Annotated in this window: 13 protein-coding genes; 8 read left to right on the top strand and 5 right to left on the bottom strand. The window is 70.1% G+C overall.

Annotation, left to right across the window (positions count from 1 at the left end; genetic code table 11):
* The 4 genes from AN233_RS03410 to AN233_RS03395 all read left to right on the top strand — a co-directional run.
* The coding region (locus tag AN233_RS03410) for an acyl-CoA mutase large subunit family protein (RefSeq protein ID WP_058365449.1) at positions 1 to 1140 on the top strand (1140 nt) is incomplete at its 5' end.
* Positions 1141 to 1222: 82 nt separating this feature from the next.
* On the top strand, positions 1223 to 1609 hold the full coding sequence (gene mce / locus AN233_RS03405; RefSeq protein ID WP_058365448.1) for a methylmalonyl-CoA epimerase: 387 nt from the start codon (positions 1223 to 1225) through the stop codon (positions 1607 to 1609).
* Between the two features lie 203 nt (positions 1610 to 1812).
* Positions 1813 to 3069 carry an MFS transporter gene (locus tag AN233_RS03400; RefSeq protein ID WP_058365447.1) on the top strand — a complete coding sequence of 419 codons (1257 nt, stop codon included), beginning with the start codon at positions 1813 to 1815 and terminating at the stop codon, positions 3067 to 3069.
* A 103-nt stretch (positions 3070 to 3172) separates the two neighbouring features.
* Positions 3173 to 4474: a dicarboxylate/amino acid:cation symporter gene (locus tag AN233_RS03395; protein WP_058365446.1), complete on the top strand. Its 1302-nt coding sequence runs from the start codon at positions 3173 to 3175 to the stop codon at positions 4472 to 4474.
* Positions 4475 to 4507: 33 nt separating this feature from the next.
* On the opposite strand, the gene AN233_RS03390 is transcribed toward AN233_RS03395, so the two are convergent.
* Positions 4508 to 6541 (bottom strand): AMP-binding protein, encoded by a 2034-nt coding sequence (locus tag AN233_RS03390; protein WP_058365445.1) that lies wholly within the window; start codon positions 6539 to 6541, stop codon positions 4508 to 4510.
* Positions 6542 to 6687: 146 nt separating this feature from the next.
* Here AN233_RS03390 and AN233_RS03385 point away from each other — a divergent pair, with 146 nt between their 5' ends.
* From AN233_RS03385 to AN233_RS03375, 3 genes are all read left to right on the top strand, one after another.
* Positions 6688 to 7275: a GNAT family N-acetyltransferase gene (locus AN233_RS03385; RefSeq protein WP_058365444.1), complete on the top strand. Its 588-nt coding sequence runs from the start codon at positions 6688 to 6690 to the stop codon at positions 7273 to 7275.
* A gap of 84 nt (positions 7276 to 7359) precedes the next feature.
* Positions 7360 to 7782, top strand: coding sequence for a cytidine deaminase (gene cdd, locus AN233_RS03380; protein ID WP_058365443.1), 423 nt, complete (start codon positions 7360 to 7362; stop codon positions 7780 to 7782).
* A gap of 55 nt (positions 7783 to 7837) precedes the next feature.
* Positions 7838 to 8665 carry a nucleoside phosphorylase gene (locus AN233_RS03375; RefSeq protein ID WP_058365442.1) on the top strand — a complete coding sequence of 276 codons (828 nt, stop codon included), beginning with the start codon at positions 7838 to 7840 and terminating at the stop codon, positions 8663 to 8665.
* A 276-nt stretch (positions 8666 to 8941) separates the two neighbouring features.
* Here the strand turns inward: AN233_RS03375 and AN233_RS03370 are convergent, their stop codons facing one another.
* Genes AN233_RS03370 through AN233_RS03355 form a run of 4 tightly spaced genes read right to left on the bottom strand, consistent with a single transcriptional unit; the run spans position 8942 to position 13454 of the window.
* Positions 8942 to 9868 (bottom strand): ABC transporter ATP-binding protein, encoded by a 927-nt coding sequence (locus AN233_RS03370; protein WP_058365441.1) that lies wholly within the window; start codon positions 9866 to 9868, stop codon positions 8942 to 8944.
* A 1-nt stretch (position 9869) separates the two neighbouring features.
* Positions 9870 to 11027 carry a FecCD family ABC transporter permease gene (locus AN233_RS03365; RefSeq protein WP_058365440.1) on the bottom strand — a complete coding sequence of 386 codons (1158 nt, stop codon included), beginning with the start codon at positions 11025 to 11027 and terminating at the stop codon, positions 9870 to 9872.
* Positions 11020 to 12267 (bottom strand): ABC transporter substrate-binding protein, encoded by a 1248-nt coding sequence (locus tag AN233_RS03360; RefSeq protein WP_058365439.1) that lies wholly within the window; start codon positions 12265 to 12267, stop codon positions 11020 to 11022. Before AN233_RS03360 ends, AN233_RS03365 begins: the two co-directional genes overlap by 8 nt.
* On the bottom strand, positions 12264 to 13454 hold the full coding sequence (locus AN233_RS03355; protein ID WP_058365438.1) for an ABC transporter substrate-binding protein: 1191 nt from the start codon (positions 13452 to 13454) through the stop codon (positions 12264 to 12266). Before AN233_RS03355 ends, AN233_RS03360 begins: the two co-directional genes overlap by 4 nt.
* Positions 13455 to 13693: 239 nt before the next feature.
* On the opposite strand from AN233_RS03355, the gene AN233_RS03350 reads away from it, so the two are divergent.
* Complete coding sequence (locus AN233_RS03350; protein WP_058365437.1) at positions 13694 to 14272, top strand: SRPBCC family protein; 579 nt, start codon at positions 13694 to 13696, stop codon at positions 14270 to 14272.
* Positions 14273 to 14304 lie beyond the last annotated feature (32 nt).

Below are 14304 nucleotides of genomic sequence, written 5' to 3'. Positions count from 1 at the left end.
GTCGCGATGGGCGACCAGCAGGGCGTCGACCGCGCCGAACTGCGGGGGACGATCCAGAACGACATCATGAAGGAGTACATCGCGCGGAACCTCTACATCTACCCGCCGGAGCCCTCCATGCGGCTGATCACGGACATCTTCGAGTTCTGCGCCGCCGAGGTGCCGAAGTTCAACACCATCTCCATCTCCGGCTACCACATCCGCGAGGCCGGGTCGACCGCGGCCCAGGAGGTCGCGTTCACCCTCGGCGACGGCATCCAGTACGTCGAGGCGGCGCTCGACGCCGGGTTGGACGTCGACGACTTCGCCCCGCAGCTCTCCTTCTTCTTCAACGCGCACAACAACATCTTCGAGGAGGCCGCGAAGTTCCGCGCCGCGCGCCGGATGTGGGCGCAGATCATGGAGGAGCGGTTCGACGCCGAGAACCCGAAGTCCAAGCAGCTGAAGTTCCACACCCAGACCGGTGGCTCGACGCTCACCGCCCAGCAGATCGAGAACAACGTCGTCCGCGTCGCGTATCAGGCGCTCGCGGCCGTGCTGGGGGGCACACAGAGCCTCCACACGAACGGGAAGGACGAGGCGCTGGCGCTCCCGACCGAGAAGTCCGTGCGGACCGCTCTTCGAACCCAGCAGATCCTCGCCCACGAGTCCGGCGCGGCCGACACCATCGACCCCCTCGCGGGCTCGTACTACGTCGAGAGCCTTACCGACGGCATCGAGGAGGAGGCGTTCGAGATCCTCGAGGAGGTCGACGAGCGCGGCGGCATGCTGGAGGCGGTCAAAAGTCAGTGGGTCCAGCGCCAGATCCAGGACGTCGCCTTCGAGCGCCAGGAGGAGATCGAGGCCGGCGACCGGATCATCGTCGGGGTCAACGAGTACGAGATCGACGAGGAGCCGGAGATGGACTTAGAGGAGGTCGATCCCGAACAGGAACAGGAGCAGATCGACCGGTTGGAGGAGGTCAAGGCCGACCGCGATTCGGAGGCGGTCGCGGACGCGCTCGCGGCGGTCCGCGAGGCGGCGCGCGGGTCCGAGAACGTGATGCCCCACATCGTTCACGCGGTCAAGCAGTACGCGACCGTTCAGGAAATCTGCGACGTGCTCCGCGAGGAGTACGGCGAGTACAAGCCGGGACAGTAGGGAACCGGCGCGGCCGATCGCTTCCGGATCGCGGCCGCGACGCCCTCGCGGGGCTTATGCCCCACGCGGCAGACACCGGGATATGGAGTTCGATCACGTCGGCGTGGCCACGGACGACGCGGCCGCGCTCGCGAACCTGTTCGACGACCTGCTGGACGCGCCGGTCGCCCACGAGGAGACGTTCGACGGCATGCGCGTCGTGTTCCTGGAGCTCGACGGCGGCGGCTACTTCGAGCTGCTCGAACCCCGCGAGGGCGGCGCGATCGCGGACTACCTCGACCGCGAGGGGCCGGGGATCCACCACGTCGCGCTGGCGACCGACGACGCCGCCGCCGCGCTCGATCACGCCCGCGACCTCGGCATCGACCTCGTGGACGAGGAACCGCGGCCGGGCGCGTGGGGCCACGACGTGGCGTTCCTCCACCCGCGGTCGACGGGCGGCGTGCTCGTGGAGTTCGTGGAGCACTGATCGGTCGGGGGCGGCGGTCGGACCGACGCCGGAGATCCCGAGAGCACCTGCGACCGCTCCATACAGCACCGGCCTCACGAGCACCGTCCAGCGTCGCACAAGCACCGTCCAGCGTCGCACAAGCACCGTTCAGCGTCGCACCACACCGCGGCGCAGTGCCGCGAAACCGCCCTTTATGGTCCCGGGCCGGGAGCCACCCACCGATGGCTCTCGATCCGCGCCGCCGGCTTGCCGACCGCGTCTACTACGGCTGGGTGGTCGTCGTCGCGTGCTTTCTGGCGTCGATGGCGACGTTCGGGTCGACGTACGCCTTCGGCGTCTTCTACGACTCGCTGCTCGAGACGTTCGACGCCTCCCGGACGGCGCTGGCGGCCGCGTTCGGGCTCCAGACCGCCCTCATCTACGTCGCGGGCGTCGGCGCGGGGCGCGTCGTGGAGACGCAGGGCGGCCGACGCGTGGCGGCCGGTTCGGGCGCGCTGCTCGCGGGCGGGCTCGCGTGGACCGCCGTCGCGCGCAGCTACGCCGAACTGCTCGTCGCGTTCGGCGTCGTCGCGGCGACCGGCATGGCCGGGCTCTACGTGGTGGGCTACGCCACCGTCCCGCGGTGGTTCGGTCGCCGCCGCGGCACCGCGGTCGGCGTCGCCTCCGCGGGCCTCGGTGTGGGGCTCGTGGCGGTCCCCGCGGCCGCGGACCGGTTGATCGCCGCGGTCGGATGGCGCCCCGCGATGGCGGCGCTCGCGGCGACGGTCGGCGTCGTCGCCGCGCTGGTCGCGCTGCTCTTCGCCGACGATCCCGCCGACGTCGGCGCCGAGGCCGGCGAACGTGCCGAATTCTCGTCGACCGGTGCGGGCGGCGACCTGAGCCCCTCCGGGGTCGCCCCCGACGCCGGAGCGACGCTCCGGTCGCCGGCGTTCCTGCTCGTCATCGCGGGCTGGACGCTGACGTTCGCGCCGCTGTACGTCGTCTTGAGCCACGTCGTGCTGCACGCCAGCGACGCCGGACTCGGACGGGCCGCGGGCGTCGCGGCGATCACGACGCTGGGGATCGCGACGACCGTCACGCGGTTCGGGATCGGCGCGCTCTCCGACCGCGTCGGTCGCACGCGGACCTTCGTCCTCTGTGCGGTGCTGATGGGCGTGGCGACCGCAGGCTTCGCGGTCGCGCCCGGTCGCTCGGCGTTCCTCGCGGTCGCGGTCGCGTTCGGCGTCGCCTACGGCGGCTGCGGCGGCCTGCTCGGCGCGCAGATCGCCGACCTGTTCGGCGAGGGAGCGCTCAACACCCTCTTCCCGGTCGCCTCGCTGTCGTTCGGCGTCGCCGGACTCGCGGCACCGCCGGCCGCGGGCGCGGCGTTCGAGGCGCTCGGAAGCTACGAGCCGGTCCTACTCGCCGGCGGCGCTGCTGGGCTCGCGGGTGCGGGGTGCGTCGCGCTCGCGGGGCGACTCGCGGGAGCGAGCGAGTAGACGGGCGCAGGTGCGACCGGCGTGAGGCCGTCACGGAGATCGGAAACCGTCGCCGTCGGGGAATTACTTAAGAGGGGCCCGGAGAGAACACCTTGATCGGACCATGAGTCAACTTGCCACGGTCTGGTCACGGTACCGCTCGATCCCGCTGGTGTACCGCATCGGGACGGCGTTCGTCCTCGGGTCGCTCGTCGGGCTGGCGGTCGGTCAGCCGGCGACGCAGCTTCAGCCCCTCGGCGACATCTTCGTCCAGCTGCTGAGCATGCTGATCATCCCGATCATCGTGTTCACGCTGCTGATGGGGGCGCGCCGGCTCACCCCGAGCAAACTGGGGAAGATCGGCGGACAGGTAGTGGGCCTGTACGCGATCACCTCCGCGCTTGCGGTCGTGGTCGGGCTGGCCGTCTCGAACCTGATCAATCCCGGCGCGGGGCTGGAGCTGACCGAGGCGGAGGCCGGCTCCGCGGAGGCGCCGGACATCGTCGAGGTGATCATGGGCATCGTCCCCGCGAACCCCATCAGCGCGATGGCGGAGGGGAACATCCTCCCGGTCATCTTCTTCGTCATCGTGTTCGGCTACGCGCTCGCGGTCGTCCAGGAGTCCGACGAGGTCTCCGAGGGCGTCAGTCGGGGCGTCGAGAGCATCTTCGACATCATGGAGGCCGGCGCCGAGGCGATGTTCAAGATCGTCTGGGGCGTGATGGAGTACGGCGTCGTCGGCGTCTTCGCGCTGATGGCGTCCGTCTTCGGTCAGGCGGGCGTCGACGCCATCCTGCCGTTCGCGCTGCTGATGGCGACGCTCGCCATCGCCGTGACGCTCCACATCGCCGTCGTCCACCTCGGCGGGCTCGTGATGCTCCTGTCCCGGCAGTCCCCCGTCGACTTCCTGCGCGGCGGTCGCGACGCGCTCGTCACCGCGCTGTCGATCCGGTCCTCCTCCGGAACGCTACCGGTGACGATGACGAACGCGGAGGAGAACTTCAAGATCGACGAGAGCGTCTACAGCTTCTCGCTGCCGCTGGGCGCGACGATCAACATGGACGGCACGGCGCTGTACCAGGGCGTGGTCGCCATCTTCGCGGCGAACCTCGTCGGCGTCCAACTCGGCCTCGCCGAGCAGCTCTCGGTCGTCGCCGTGGCGGTACTCGCGAGCATCGGCGCGGCCGGCGTCCCCGGAACGGGACTGATCATGCTGACGCTCGTGTTGACTCAGCTGGGCCTCCCGCTCGAGGTGGTCGGCTTCGTCGCCGGTGTCGACCCCATCCTCGACCGGATGCGGACGATGACGAACATCTCCGGCGACCTCGCGGTGACGACCGTCGTCGCCAAGTGGAACGGCGCGGTCGACTTCGCGAGCGGCGTCTGGGGCGAGGGCACGCCGGCGGCGACGCCCGCGGACGACTAACGGGAGCGCCGCGACGGCGGCCGCGTATTTTTCTTACGACGCGTCCTTCAGTTCCTCGAGCGCCTCCGGGTTCTCCATCGAGGAGAGGTCGCCGGGGTCCTCGCCCCGGTACGCCGCCTCGATGGCGCGGCGGATGATCTTCCCCGACTGCGTCTTGGGGAACTCGTCGACGAACAGCACCTCGCGCGGGCGGAAGGGCTTGCCGTGCTCTTCCCCGACGAGAGCGCGGAGTTCCTCGGCGAGGTCGTCACTCGGCTCCGCGTCCGGTTCGAGGACGACGTAGGCGACGACCGCGGTGCCGGTGGTGTCGTCGGGGACGCCGACCGCGGCCGCCTGATTGACCGCCTCGTGGTCGATCAGGACGCCCTCGATCTCCGCTGGGCCGACCTTCCGGCCGGCGACGTTGAGCGCGTCGTCCGCGCGGCCGTGAAGGAACCAGAAGCCGTCGGCGTCCTTCTGCGCGAAGTCGCCGTGGTCCCACAGGTCCTCGAAGGTGGACCAGTACTCCTCGAGGTAGCGCTCGTCGCCCGACCAGAGGCTCTTCGTCATCGAGGGACAGGAGTCGCGCGCGACGAGGTAGCCGCGCTCGCCGGTGTCCCGGATCGAGGCCCCCGTCTCGTCGACGATGTCGATGTGCATCCCGAGCCCCGGCCCGCCGAGCGTGCAGGGCTTGAGCGGCCGGTCCGGCATCGGCATCAGGAAGCAGCCGAAGATCTCCGTCCCGCCGGAGATGTTGATTATCGGGCACTCGCCGCCGCCGACCGCGTCGTGGAACCACCGCCACGACTCGGGGTCCCACGGCTCGCCGGTCGATCCCAGGATTCGTAGCGAGGAGAGGTCGTGGCTCTCGACCCACTCGTCGCCGTGCTTCCGGAGCGCCCGGATCGCGGTCGGCGAGATGCCGAACGTGGTGATCCCGTGGCGGTCGATCATCTCCCAGAAGCGGTCCGGCTGCGGGTGGTCCGGCGCGCCCTCGTACATGACGACGGTGCCGCCGAAGGCGTGGTTGCCGATCAGCGTCCACGGCCCCATCATCCAGCCGATGTCCGAGACCCAGAAGAAGCGGTCGTGGGGCTTCTGGTCGAAGCCGAAGTGGATCTCCTTGGCCGGCTGGACGAGCGCGCCCGCGTGGGTGTGGACGATGCCCTTCGGTTTCCCGGTGGTCCCCGACGAGTAGAGCAGCAGCGACTCCTGGTCGGCGGGGAGCGATTTCGTCTCGTAGTCCGGGTCGGCGGTCCCGACCGCCTCCTCGTAGGTCCGGTCGCGGTCGGGGGTCCAGGGGACGGGGTCGGTTCCGACTGATTCACTCTCGGACCCTCCGGTCGCGGGCGTGGCCCCGAACCGGTCGTAAACGACCGTCTCCTCGACGTGGCCGGCCTGCTCGATGGCGGCGTCGGCGTCGGCCTTCAGTCGGACCTCGTTCCCGCGGCGGTAGAAGCCGTCCGCGGTGAACAGCACCGAGCATTCGCTGTCCGCGATTCGGGTCGCGGTCGCCTCCGTCCCGAAGCCCGAGAAGATTGGGACGGCGACCGCGCCGACCTTCAGACAGCCGTAGAGGATCGGGACGACCTCCGGGACCATCGGCATGTAGAGGCCGACCGTGTCACCGACCTCGATCCCCGCGGACTCCAGGTAGTTGGCGACGCGGTTCGACTCGCGGGCGAGCTCGTGGAACGTGTACTCGCGGACGTCGCCGTCCTCGCCCTCCCAGATCAGCGCGACGCGGTTGCGGTTCGGTGAGTCGACTGCCGCGTGTCTGTCCACGACGTTGCGGGCGACGTTCAACTCGCCGCCGACGTACCAGTCGGAAAACTGCGGCCCCTCGGAGTCGTCGCGGACCGTCTCGTACGGTTCGTCGAACTCGAGGTCGAGGTAGTCGACGATCTCGTCCCAGAACCAGTCGACGCCCGAGTCGGGCTCGCCCTCGATCCCCTCGGTCGTGCGGGCGATCAACTCGTCGTAGTCGTCGATGTCGTACTCGTCCATGAACGCGCGGACGTTCGTCGCGGCCGCGAACTCGGGGTCCGGTTCATGGACCACCTCGTCGGTCGCCTCGTTGCCCTCCATGATTATCGGAAGTTCCGACCGCCCGGGTAAGTAACTTTCTCGAACCTGCCGGAACGATCCGGAGGGTCCGTGGGCCACCTCGCGGCCGTGGGGCGACCATCGACCGCCGGGGAACCGTTTTGGGTGTGGGCGTGGTACGTTCTCGCATGTACGTCCGCGACGCCAAGAACCGGGACGAGGCGTGGCTGCTCGACCACATCGAGGCGATGGGGCTCGACGACGCCGCCTTCAGGTCGCGGGACTACGTTATCGCCGTCGACCAGAAGTCGAACGAGCGGGTCGGCTTCGGCCGACTCCGGGTCCACAAGACCGACCCCGAGCGGTGCGAGCTGACCGGGATCGGCGTGCTGGAGGGCTGGCGCGGGCAGGGCGTGGGCGCGCACGTCATCGAGCGGCTGGTCGACACCGCCGAGATCGAGGGGTTCGACTCGGTGTACACGCTGACCGACGAGGCCGAGTACCTCGAGCAGTTCGGCTTCGAGCGCGTCCCGGAGGCGGACCTCCCCGAGCGCCTGCGCGAGCGCCTCGCGGAGAAGCGGGAGACGGTGAGCGAGGACGTGGTGGCGCTCGAGCTCCCCGTCGAGGCGTTCTCGATGCCGGACCACCTCCGCGAGGCGTTCAAGCGGGCCAGCGAGGGGACCGGCGAGGAGGCGGAGCCGGAACCGGAGGACACGGCGGAGGACTTCGGCATCGACCCCGACGAGGCGACCTACAAGTACGACACCGGGAGCTAGCCGCGCGGACGCCCGACCCCGCCGAGACGCGGCGCCCGCGTCCGACCTCGTCGGACTTATCGGCACCCGCGACGACTCCCAGATATGGACCCACTGGTCGAAACCGCCCGCGAGGCGCTCGAAGCCGCGTACGTGCCCTACTCCGAGTACCGCGTCGGCGCCGCGCTGCGGACCGCGGACGGCACCGTCTACACGGGCTGTAACCTCGAGAACGCCAACTACTCCAACAGCCTCCACGCCGAGGAGGTCGCCGTCGCGGAGGCGGTCAAGAACGGGCACGAGGCCTTCGAGCGCATCGCGGTCTCCTCGGGCGTCCGCGACGGCGTCACCCCCTGCGGGATGTGCCGGCAGACGCTCGCGGAGTTCGCGGACGACGACCTCGTCGTCGTCTGCGACGAGGGCGGCGAGGAGACCAGCGAGTACACCCTCGGGGAACTGCTTCCCAACACGATCAGCGAGCAGACGCTGTCGGACGCGGACGCCGAGGGCGGGGCCGAGGCGGAGTAGCGACGCCGCCGCGAACCGACGCCATATTTAACCGGCCGCCACGAAGCCCGAGGACATGACCGACGACAGCGAGGACCCCAACGACGAGGTCCAGTACCACCTCGAGGTGAGCGCGGACGACGTGGCGGACGCCGTGCTGCTGCCCGGGAACCCGGAGCGCGTCGACAAGATCACGGCACTGTGGGACGACCACGAGGAGCGCGCACGGCACCGCGAGTACCGCACCGCCACCGGCACCTACGACGGCGCGCCCGTCTCGGTCACGTCGACCGGCATCGGCTCGCCCTCCGCGGCCATCGCGGTCGAGGAACTGGCTCGCGTCGGCGTGGACACGTTCATCCGGGTCGGCTCATGCGGCGCCATCCAGCCCGAGATGGACGTGGGCGACCTCGTCATCACCCGCGGCGCGGTCCGACAGGAGGGGACCAGCGACGAGTACGTCCGCGAGGACTACCCCGCGGTCGCCGACGAGGAGGTGATCGCGGCGCTGGTCGCGGCCGCCGAGCGCCTCGGCTACGACTACCACGTCGGGCTGACGATGAGCGCGGACTCCTTCTACGCCGGGCAGGGTCGGCCCGGGTTCGAGGGGTTCGAGGCCGCCGGCTCCGACGAACTCGTCGCGGAGCTGCGAAACGCGAACGTGAAGAACATCGAGATGGAGGCCAGCGCCATCCTCACCATCGCGAACGTATACGGCCTCCGGGCCGGCGCGGTCTGCTCCGTCTACGCCAACCGGATCACCGGCGAATTCCGCACCGAGGGCGAGTCCCGCGCCGCCGAGACGGCCAGCCTCGCGGTGAAGCTCCTCGCGCGCATGGACGAAGTGAAGGCCGAGGCCGGCGCCGACCGCTGGCACGCCGGGCTGAGCCTCGATCAGGAGTGATGGCCGACCGAGACGGCCGATAGCGACACTTCGTGGAGCGCGGTCGTTGCTTCTGTTTCCCGTCTTCGGAGGTGACGGTTCGCGACCGGAGGGCGAGAACCGCGAGGCTGGGGAGGCGTGAGGCCGCGTGTGACTCGACAGTCGGTGTGGAGACTCACTGAGCAATCGACTCGCCGGCCCATTCCACAAACGAGGTTCTGGCGGACTGAAAGGGCGAGGCCGGTCGCGGTCGAGGGCTTTTTCTCGATGGGGGCGACAAGCACGGCAGCCCCGGCGCTACTCGACCGGCCGGTGTGGGTGTATCCGCGGGCCGTCAGGGGCGTCGGTGTCGACGCTCGCGACCACGTCGAAGACGTCCTCCAGGAGGGCCTCGGTGACGACCTTCCGGGGCGGGCCCCAGTCGTACACCGCGCCCTCCTTCATCGCGATGAGGTTGTCCGCGAACCGCGCGGCCTGCGCGATGTCGTGGAGGACGACCGCGACCGTCACGCCGGCCTCCTCGTTCAGCTCGCGGACGACCTCCATCACGCGGAGCTGGTGGTGCAAATCGAGGTACGTCGTCGGCTCGTCCAGCAACAGTACGTCGGTCTCCTGTGCGAGCGTCAGGGCGATCCACGCGAGCTGCTTCTGCCCGCCCGAGAGGTCGCCGACCGGCTCGTCGCGGAGGTGGTCGACGCCCGCGAGCTCGATGGCGCGGTCGACCGCTTCGTCGTCCGCCTGCGTCACCGCGTCGAAGAAGCCGCGGTGGGGGTAGCGGCCGTGGTAGACGAGCTCCTCGACGGTGGTGCTGCCGGGTGCCTCGTTCTCCTGCGAGAGCATCCCCACCTCGCGGGCGAACTCCTTCGAGCCGTACTCCGAGATCGCTTCGCCGTCGAGCAGCACCTCGCCGGCCTCCGGCTCCAGCTGCTTCGCGAGCGACTTCAAAAGCGTCGACTTGCCGGAGCCGTTCGGTCCCACGAGCGCGGTCACCTCGCCGGCGGGCACGTCGACGCGCTCCGTCTCGACGACCGGCTCCGCCGTGGCGGGGTAGCCGAGTTCGAGCTTCTCGCCGTGGAGCGCCGGCGTCCGGGCCGGCTCCGTGACCTCGTCGCGCGCGCGCCGCTCTCCGGTCGTCTCCGCGGCGCTGTCGTCTCGATCCGTGTCCGACTCCTCGGAGTGGTCACCGTCGGAATCCCGCCGTGTCTCGGCGTCGTTCCCCGTCATCTCACAGGTCACCCAGTTGCTCCTGCCGGCGCATCAGGTAGAGGAAGTAGGGGCCGCCGACCAAACCGGTGACGATCCCGACCGGGATCTGGACGGGGTCCATCGCGAGTCTGGCACCGACGTCGGCGCCGACCATCAGCGCCGGGCCGACGAACAGACAGCCGACGATGAGCTGTCTGTAGTCCGAGCCGACGAGCGTCCGCACCATGTGCGGGACGATGAGGCCGACGAAGCCGACGATGCCGGCCACGGCGATGGCGGCCGCGGCCGCGAGGATGGCGACCGCCGACAGCGCGAACCGCACGCGCTCGACGGACATCCCGAGCGAGCGCGCCGTGCGTTCGCCGAGCAACAGCACGTTGAGCTGTCGCGAGCCCGCGAGCGCCAGCACCGTCGCCAGCAGCGTCCACGGGAGCGCGAGCCGCACCTGCTCCCAGTCGGTCCCCGTCAGCGAGCCGGTCGTCCACGCGATCGCCGACTGGACGACGCCCAGGTCGTCCGCGAAGAAGAAGATCCCCGTCTGGAGCGACTGGAAGACGGTGCCGACGATGACGCCGGCGAGCACCAGCCGCACCGGCGAGGTGCCGCCCTTCCACGCGATGACGTAGACGATCAGGAACGCGGTCGTCCCGCCGAGCGCCGCGAGGATCGGCAGGAACGCGGTCAGCCCGGAGAAGACGACCAGCGTGAGCAGGATCGCGAGCCCCGCCCCCGACGAGACGCCGAGGATGTAGGGGCTCGCGAGCTCGTTGCGCGTCACCGCCTGGAAGATGGCGCCGGAGATGGCGAGGTTCGCGCCGACGAGGATCGCCACGAGCACCCGCGGCAACCGCACCGTCCAGACGATGATCGTCTCGTGGGCCAGCTCCACGTCGGTCGTCCAGCCGAACTGCGCGGCCACGGCGCCGCCGATCGCGTCGCCGAGGAAGAACTCCGCGAGCAGGCCGGGATGACCCCAGATGTCGGGGTCGAGGACGGCCCGCCACGCCTCCATGACGGTCATCGAGAACGTCCCGAAGCTCACCTGCACGAGGCCGCCGAAGACGACCACGGCGGTGCTGGCGACGATCACGGGGACGAGCGAGCCGTCGAACCCCTCCAAGAGCCCGGCTGCGCGGCCGCGGGCGGACGCGGACGCCTCGCCCGAGGCCTCAGACATCGCCCGCGACCACCTCCGCGACGCGGTCGCGGTCGAACAGGTGCTCCTCGGCCGGGATCTCGGGGTACGAGCCGCCGTCGTACTCCGGCCACGCGCCGAACTCCTCGGGGAACAGCTGCTTGGCGGTCATCTCGGTCTGGAACAGGTTGACGATCGGCCCCTGCATCGGGTTGCCCGAGGGGTAGACGCGGTCCTCGGCGACCGCCGTGATCTCGCTGCCGACCGCGTGCTCCGAAAGGGTCGTCCGCACGTCGGGAACGGAGTAGTAGGAGGCCAGCCCGTACGGATGGAGGATGACGTCCGGGTCGAACTGCAGCATCGCCTCGTAGTCGTAGCTGGTCTCGAAGGTGATCTCCTCGCCCGCGAACGCGTCCTCGACGCCGAACGGGCGGACGTGGGCCGTCGCGTAGCCGGGCGCGTTCGCCGCGGTCGGGTAGAAGGTCCCATCCATGAAGATGGCCACCGCGACCGTGGGGCGCTCCGAGGCGGGCGGCAGCCCCTCTTCGATCGTCGCGAGGAGGTCCGCCCGGACCTCGGCGAGGGCCTCGTAGCGGTCCTCGGCGCGGAAGACCGGGGCGACCCGCTCCGCGGTCTCCCAGACGGTGTGGTACTCGTACGCGTCGGCCCACGTGGACGGAGGCTCGCCGTGAGTGCGGCTGAAGTAGTTGCCGAACCACGGCCCGACGTTGTCGGCGATCTCGGCGGTGTCCTCGCGCCCCCACCCGTCGAAGGAGGTGACGAGCGCGGGGTCGATCAGGTGGAGGTCCGAATCGAGCTCGTACAGCAGCTCGACGTCCACGTTGACGCCCGAGTTGCCGTCGTTGAGCTGCGCGAGGTCGTCCCAGTCGGTCTCGACGCCGTCGAGGCGCTCGTAGTAGGCCGACAGCGTCGCACCGTCGACCGCGGCGTCGAAGCCGAGCGAGTTGACGGCGTCCGCTCGGCCGTACGCGACCGCCAGATCCGCGTGGAGCAGGTCGTAGACGGCGACGCTCTCGGGTTCCGACTCGAAGGTCACCTCGCCGACCGGCGCCAGCGAGGCGTTCCAGGTGTCGGCGTCGTCGGTCGCCGTCGCGTCCGCGGCGTCCGTCGCGGTCCCGGCCGCGGTCGAGCCCGCTCCGTTCGCGGGCGCGTCCTCGCCCGCACAGCCCGCGAGCAGCCCGCCGGCCGCCACGGCGGCCGCGCTCCGCCGGAGGTAGCCGCGTCGGGTCGAGCCGGTGTTGGAGGTGCCGGTTCCGTTCACGGCTCCTCCGTGATGATGGACGCGAGCTCGTCGCGGTCGAACAGCTCCCCGGAGAACGTGTCCGGGAAGATGGCCGTCGCGGCGCGCTCGAGGTTGAACAGGTGCTGGATGGGGCCCTGATAGATCGGGCCGCCGCGGAAGACGCGCCCCTCCTGAACCGCGGTCAGCTCGCTGGCCACGTCGTGGCCCTCCATGAACGCGAGGACGGTGTCGGCGAACTCCGCGGCGGTCTTGTCCTCGTGTCCGCGGACGAGGACGACGTCCGGATCGACTTCCAGCATCGTCTCGTAGTCGATCTGGCCGCGCTCGCTGGTGGAGAGCCCGTCGATGCCGGTGTCGGCGAGCGCGTCCGAGAGCCCGAGGTCGTGCCACTGCTTCTTGTTCGTCCCCTGGTCGCTGAGCCGGTACGGCGAGAACTGCTCCGGCTCGTTGCCCGCACCGAACGTCAACAGCGCGTTGGGGCGCTGGTCGGCGGGCGGCAGGTCGGTCTGGATCGCCGCGACGACCTCGTCGTGGAACGCGGCGAACGCCTCGTAGCGCTCGCGCTCGTCGAACACCTCGGCCACCTTCTCGAACGTCTCGTAGAGGGTGTAGTAGCGGTAGTCGTGCCACGGGTCCGTTCGGCGGAAGACGGTGTTCCCGAGGAACGGCGCGACGTTGGACGCGACCTCGTCGATGTCCTCCTGCTCCAGTCCGAAGAAGCCGTTGTTGGTCAGCCACTGCGGGTCGGTGAGGTGGACGTCCGCGTCGAGTTCGTAGTAGATCTCCCGGTCGATACCGCCGTCACCCAGCACCTGCGTGATCTCGTTTTTGTTCACGCTCACGCCGTCGAGCTCGTCGTAGGCGTCGGTGTGGTAACGACCGATGTTCCCGAGGCCGACCAGCCCGTCGCCGTGTCCGAGCGCGACGCCCATGTCGGCGTAGCCCGGGAAGTAGGTCTCCCACGTTTCGGGCACGGATTCGAAGGTCACCTCGCCGACCGGCGCCATCGAGACCGAGTACGAGCCGTCCGCGTCCGCCGTCTCCTCGGCCGCGGTCCCCTCCGTCGCGGTGTCCTCGGAGGCGTCGGTCTCCGTCTGCTCCGCCGTCGATCCGCCGTCTCCTCCGGTACATCCGGCCAACGCGGCCGTGAGGACGCCGGCGCCGGTCGTGAGGACGTTCCGTCTCCGCATGCGGTCGTCGGTCATACCCTTTAGGCCACCCTAAATGACTAAAACACCATCGATCTTTAGGCAGCCCTAACTCCGTGGTGTAGTAGCACGGTTGTCCGTCACACGGGGATGGTCAGGGCACGAGACTCGGCCGAACACGCCCGGCCGCGGGGGAAAGCGCCGGCGGTCGCGCACGAACTCGGCCGACCGCTGGAGGGGTGCGAGCGTGCGACCGCGACGGGCGGGTTTAACAGGACGCGGCGAGAACGCCGGCCGTGGACGAACTCGTCGTACGAACGACGGTGTACGCGGCGCCCGCGGACGTCTACGAGTTCCTGCTGGACTTCCCGCGGTACGACCGATACTCCGAGTACCTCGACCGCGTGGAGCGGCTTCGAGGCGACGGCGGGCCGGGAACGGAGTACGCGCTCCGGTTCGCGTGGTGGAAGCTCGGCTACACCGCCCGCTCGGAGGTCACAGGCGTCGAGGCGCCGACGCGCATCGACTGGCGGGTGACGAAGGACATCGAGGCGCACGGCTGCTGGCGCATCGAGCCGACGACGGTCGACCCCGCGACCGCGGACGCGACGATCAAGCTCCCCGACGATGCCGACCCGGACGCGGCCGCGATCGACGCCTGCGAGGTGGCGCTGGAGATCCGCTTCGACCCCGACTCCGCGAGCGCGGACGCGGTCGACCTCCCGCCGCTGGCGTCGTTCGACTGGGTGCTCAAGAAGGCGATCCCCCTGATCAAGGAGGAAGCCGAGCGCGTCGTCCAGCGCGCGGTCGCCGACCTCGAAGGGAGCGACCGCCCCGTTTCGCTGGACGTGCGCGTCGACTCCGAGCGGATCTGAGGGGGGAAGACCCGCGCGCAGCCCCCCGGCCC

It is taken from the genome of Haloparvum sedimenti, from assembly GCF_001462205.1.
Classification (GTDB): Archaea; Halobacteriota; Halobacteria; order Halobacteriales; family Haloferacaceae; genus Haloparvum; species Haloparvum sedimenti.
Note: the sequence above shows the minus strand (reverse complement) of the source record. Positions and strands in the feature narration are given on the sequence as shown.

Excerpts from the sequence above, each read along its gene's own strand:
- AN233_RS03370 (WP_058365441.1), bottom strand. The coding sequence starts at position 9,868 with ATGACGGGGAACGACGCCGAGACACGGCGGGATTCCGACGGTGACCAC.
- mce (WP_058365448.1), top strand. The coding sequence starts at position 1,223 with ATGGAGTTCGATCACGTCGGCGTGGCCACGGACGACGCGGCCGCGCTC.
- AN233_RS03385 (WP_058365444.1), top strand. The coding sequence starts at position 6,688 with ATGTACGTCCGCGACGCCAAGAACCGGGACGAGGCGTGGCTGCTCGAC.
- AN233_RS03355 (WP_058365438.1), bottom strand. The coding sequence starts at position 13,454 with ATGACCGACGACCGCATGCGGAGACGGAACGTCCTCACGACCGGCGCC.
- AN233_RS03395 (WP_058365446.1), top strand. The coding sequence starts at position 3,173 with ATGAGTCAACTTGCCACGGTCTGGTCACGGTACCGCTCGATCCCGCTG.
- AN233_RS03365 (WP_058365440.1), bottom strand. The coding sequence starts at position 11,027 with ATGTCTGAGGCCTCGGGCGAGGCGTCCGCGTCCGCCCGCGGCCGCGCA.
- cdd (WP_058365443.1), top strand. The coding sequence starts at position 7,360 with ATGGACCCACTGGTCGAAACCGCCCGCGAGGCGCTCGAAGCCGCGTAC.
- AN233_RS03390 (WP_058365445.1), bottom strand. The coding sequence starts at position 6,541 with ATGGAGGGCAACGAGGCGACCGACGAGGTGGTCCATGAACCGGACCCC.
- AN233_RS03375 (WP_058365442.1), top strand. The coding sequence starts at position 7,838 with ATGACCGACGACAGCGAGGACCCCAACGACGAGGTCCAGTACCACCTC.
- AN233_RS03400 (WP_058365447.1), top strand. The coding sequence starts at position 1,813 with ATGGCTCTCGATCCGCGCCGCCGGCTTGCCGACCGCGTCTACTACGGC.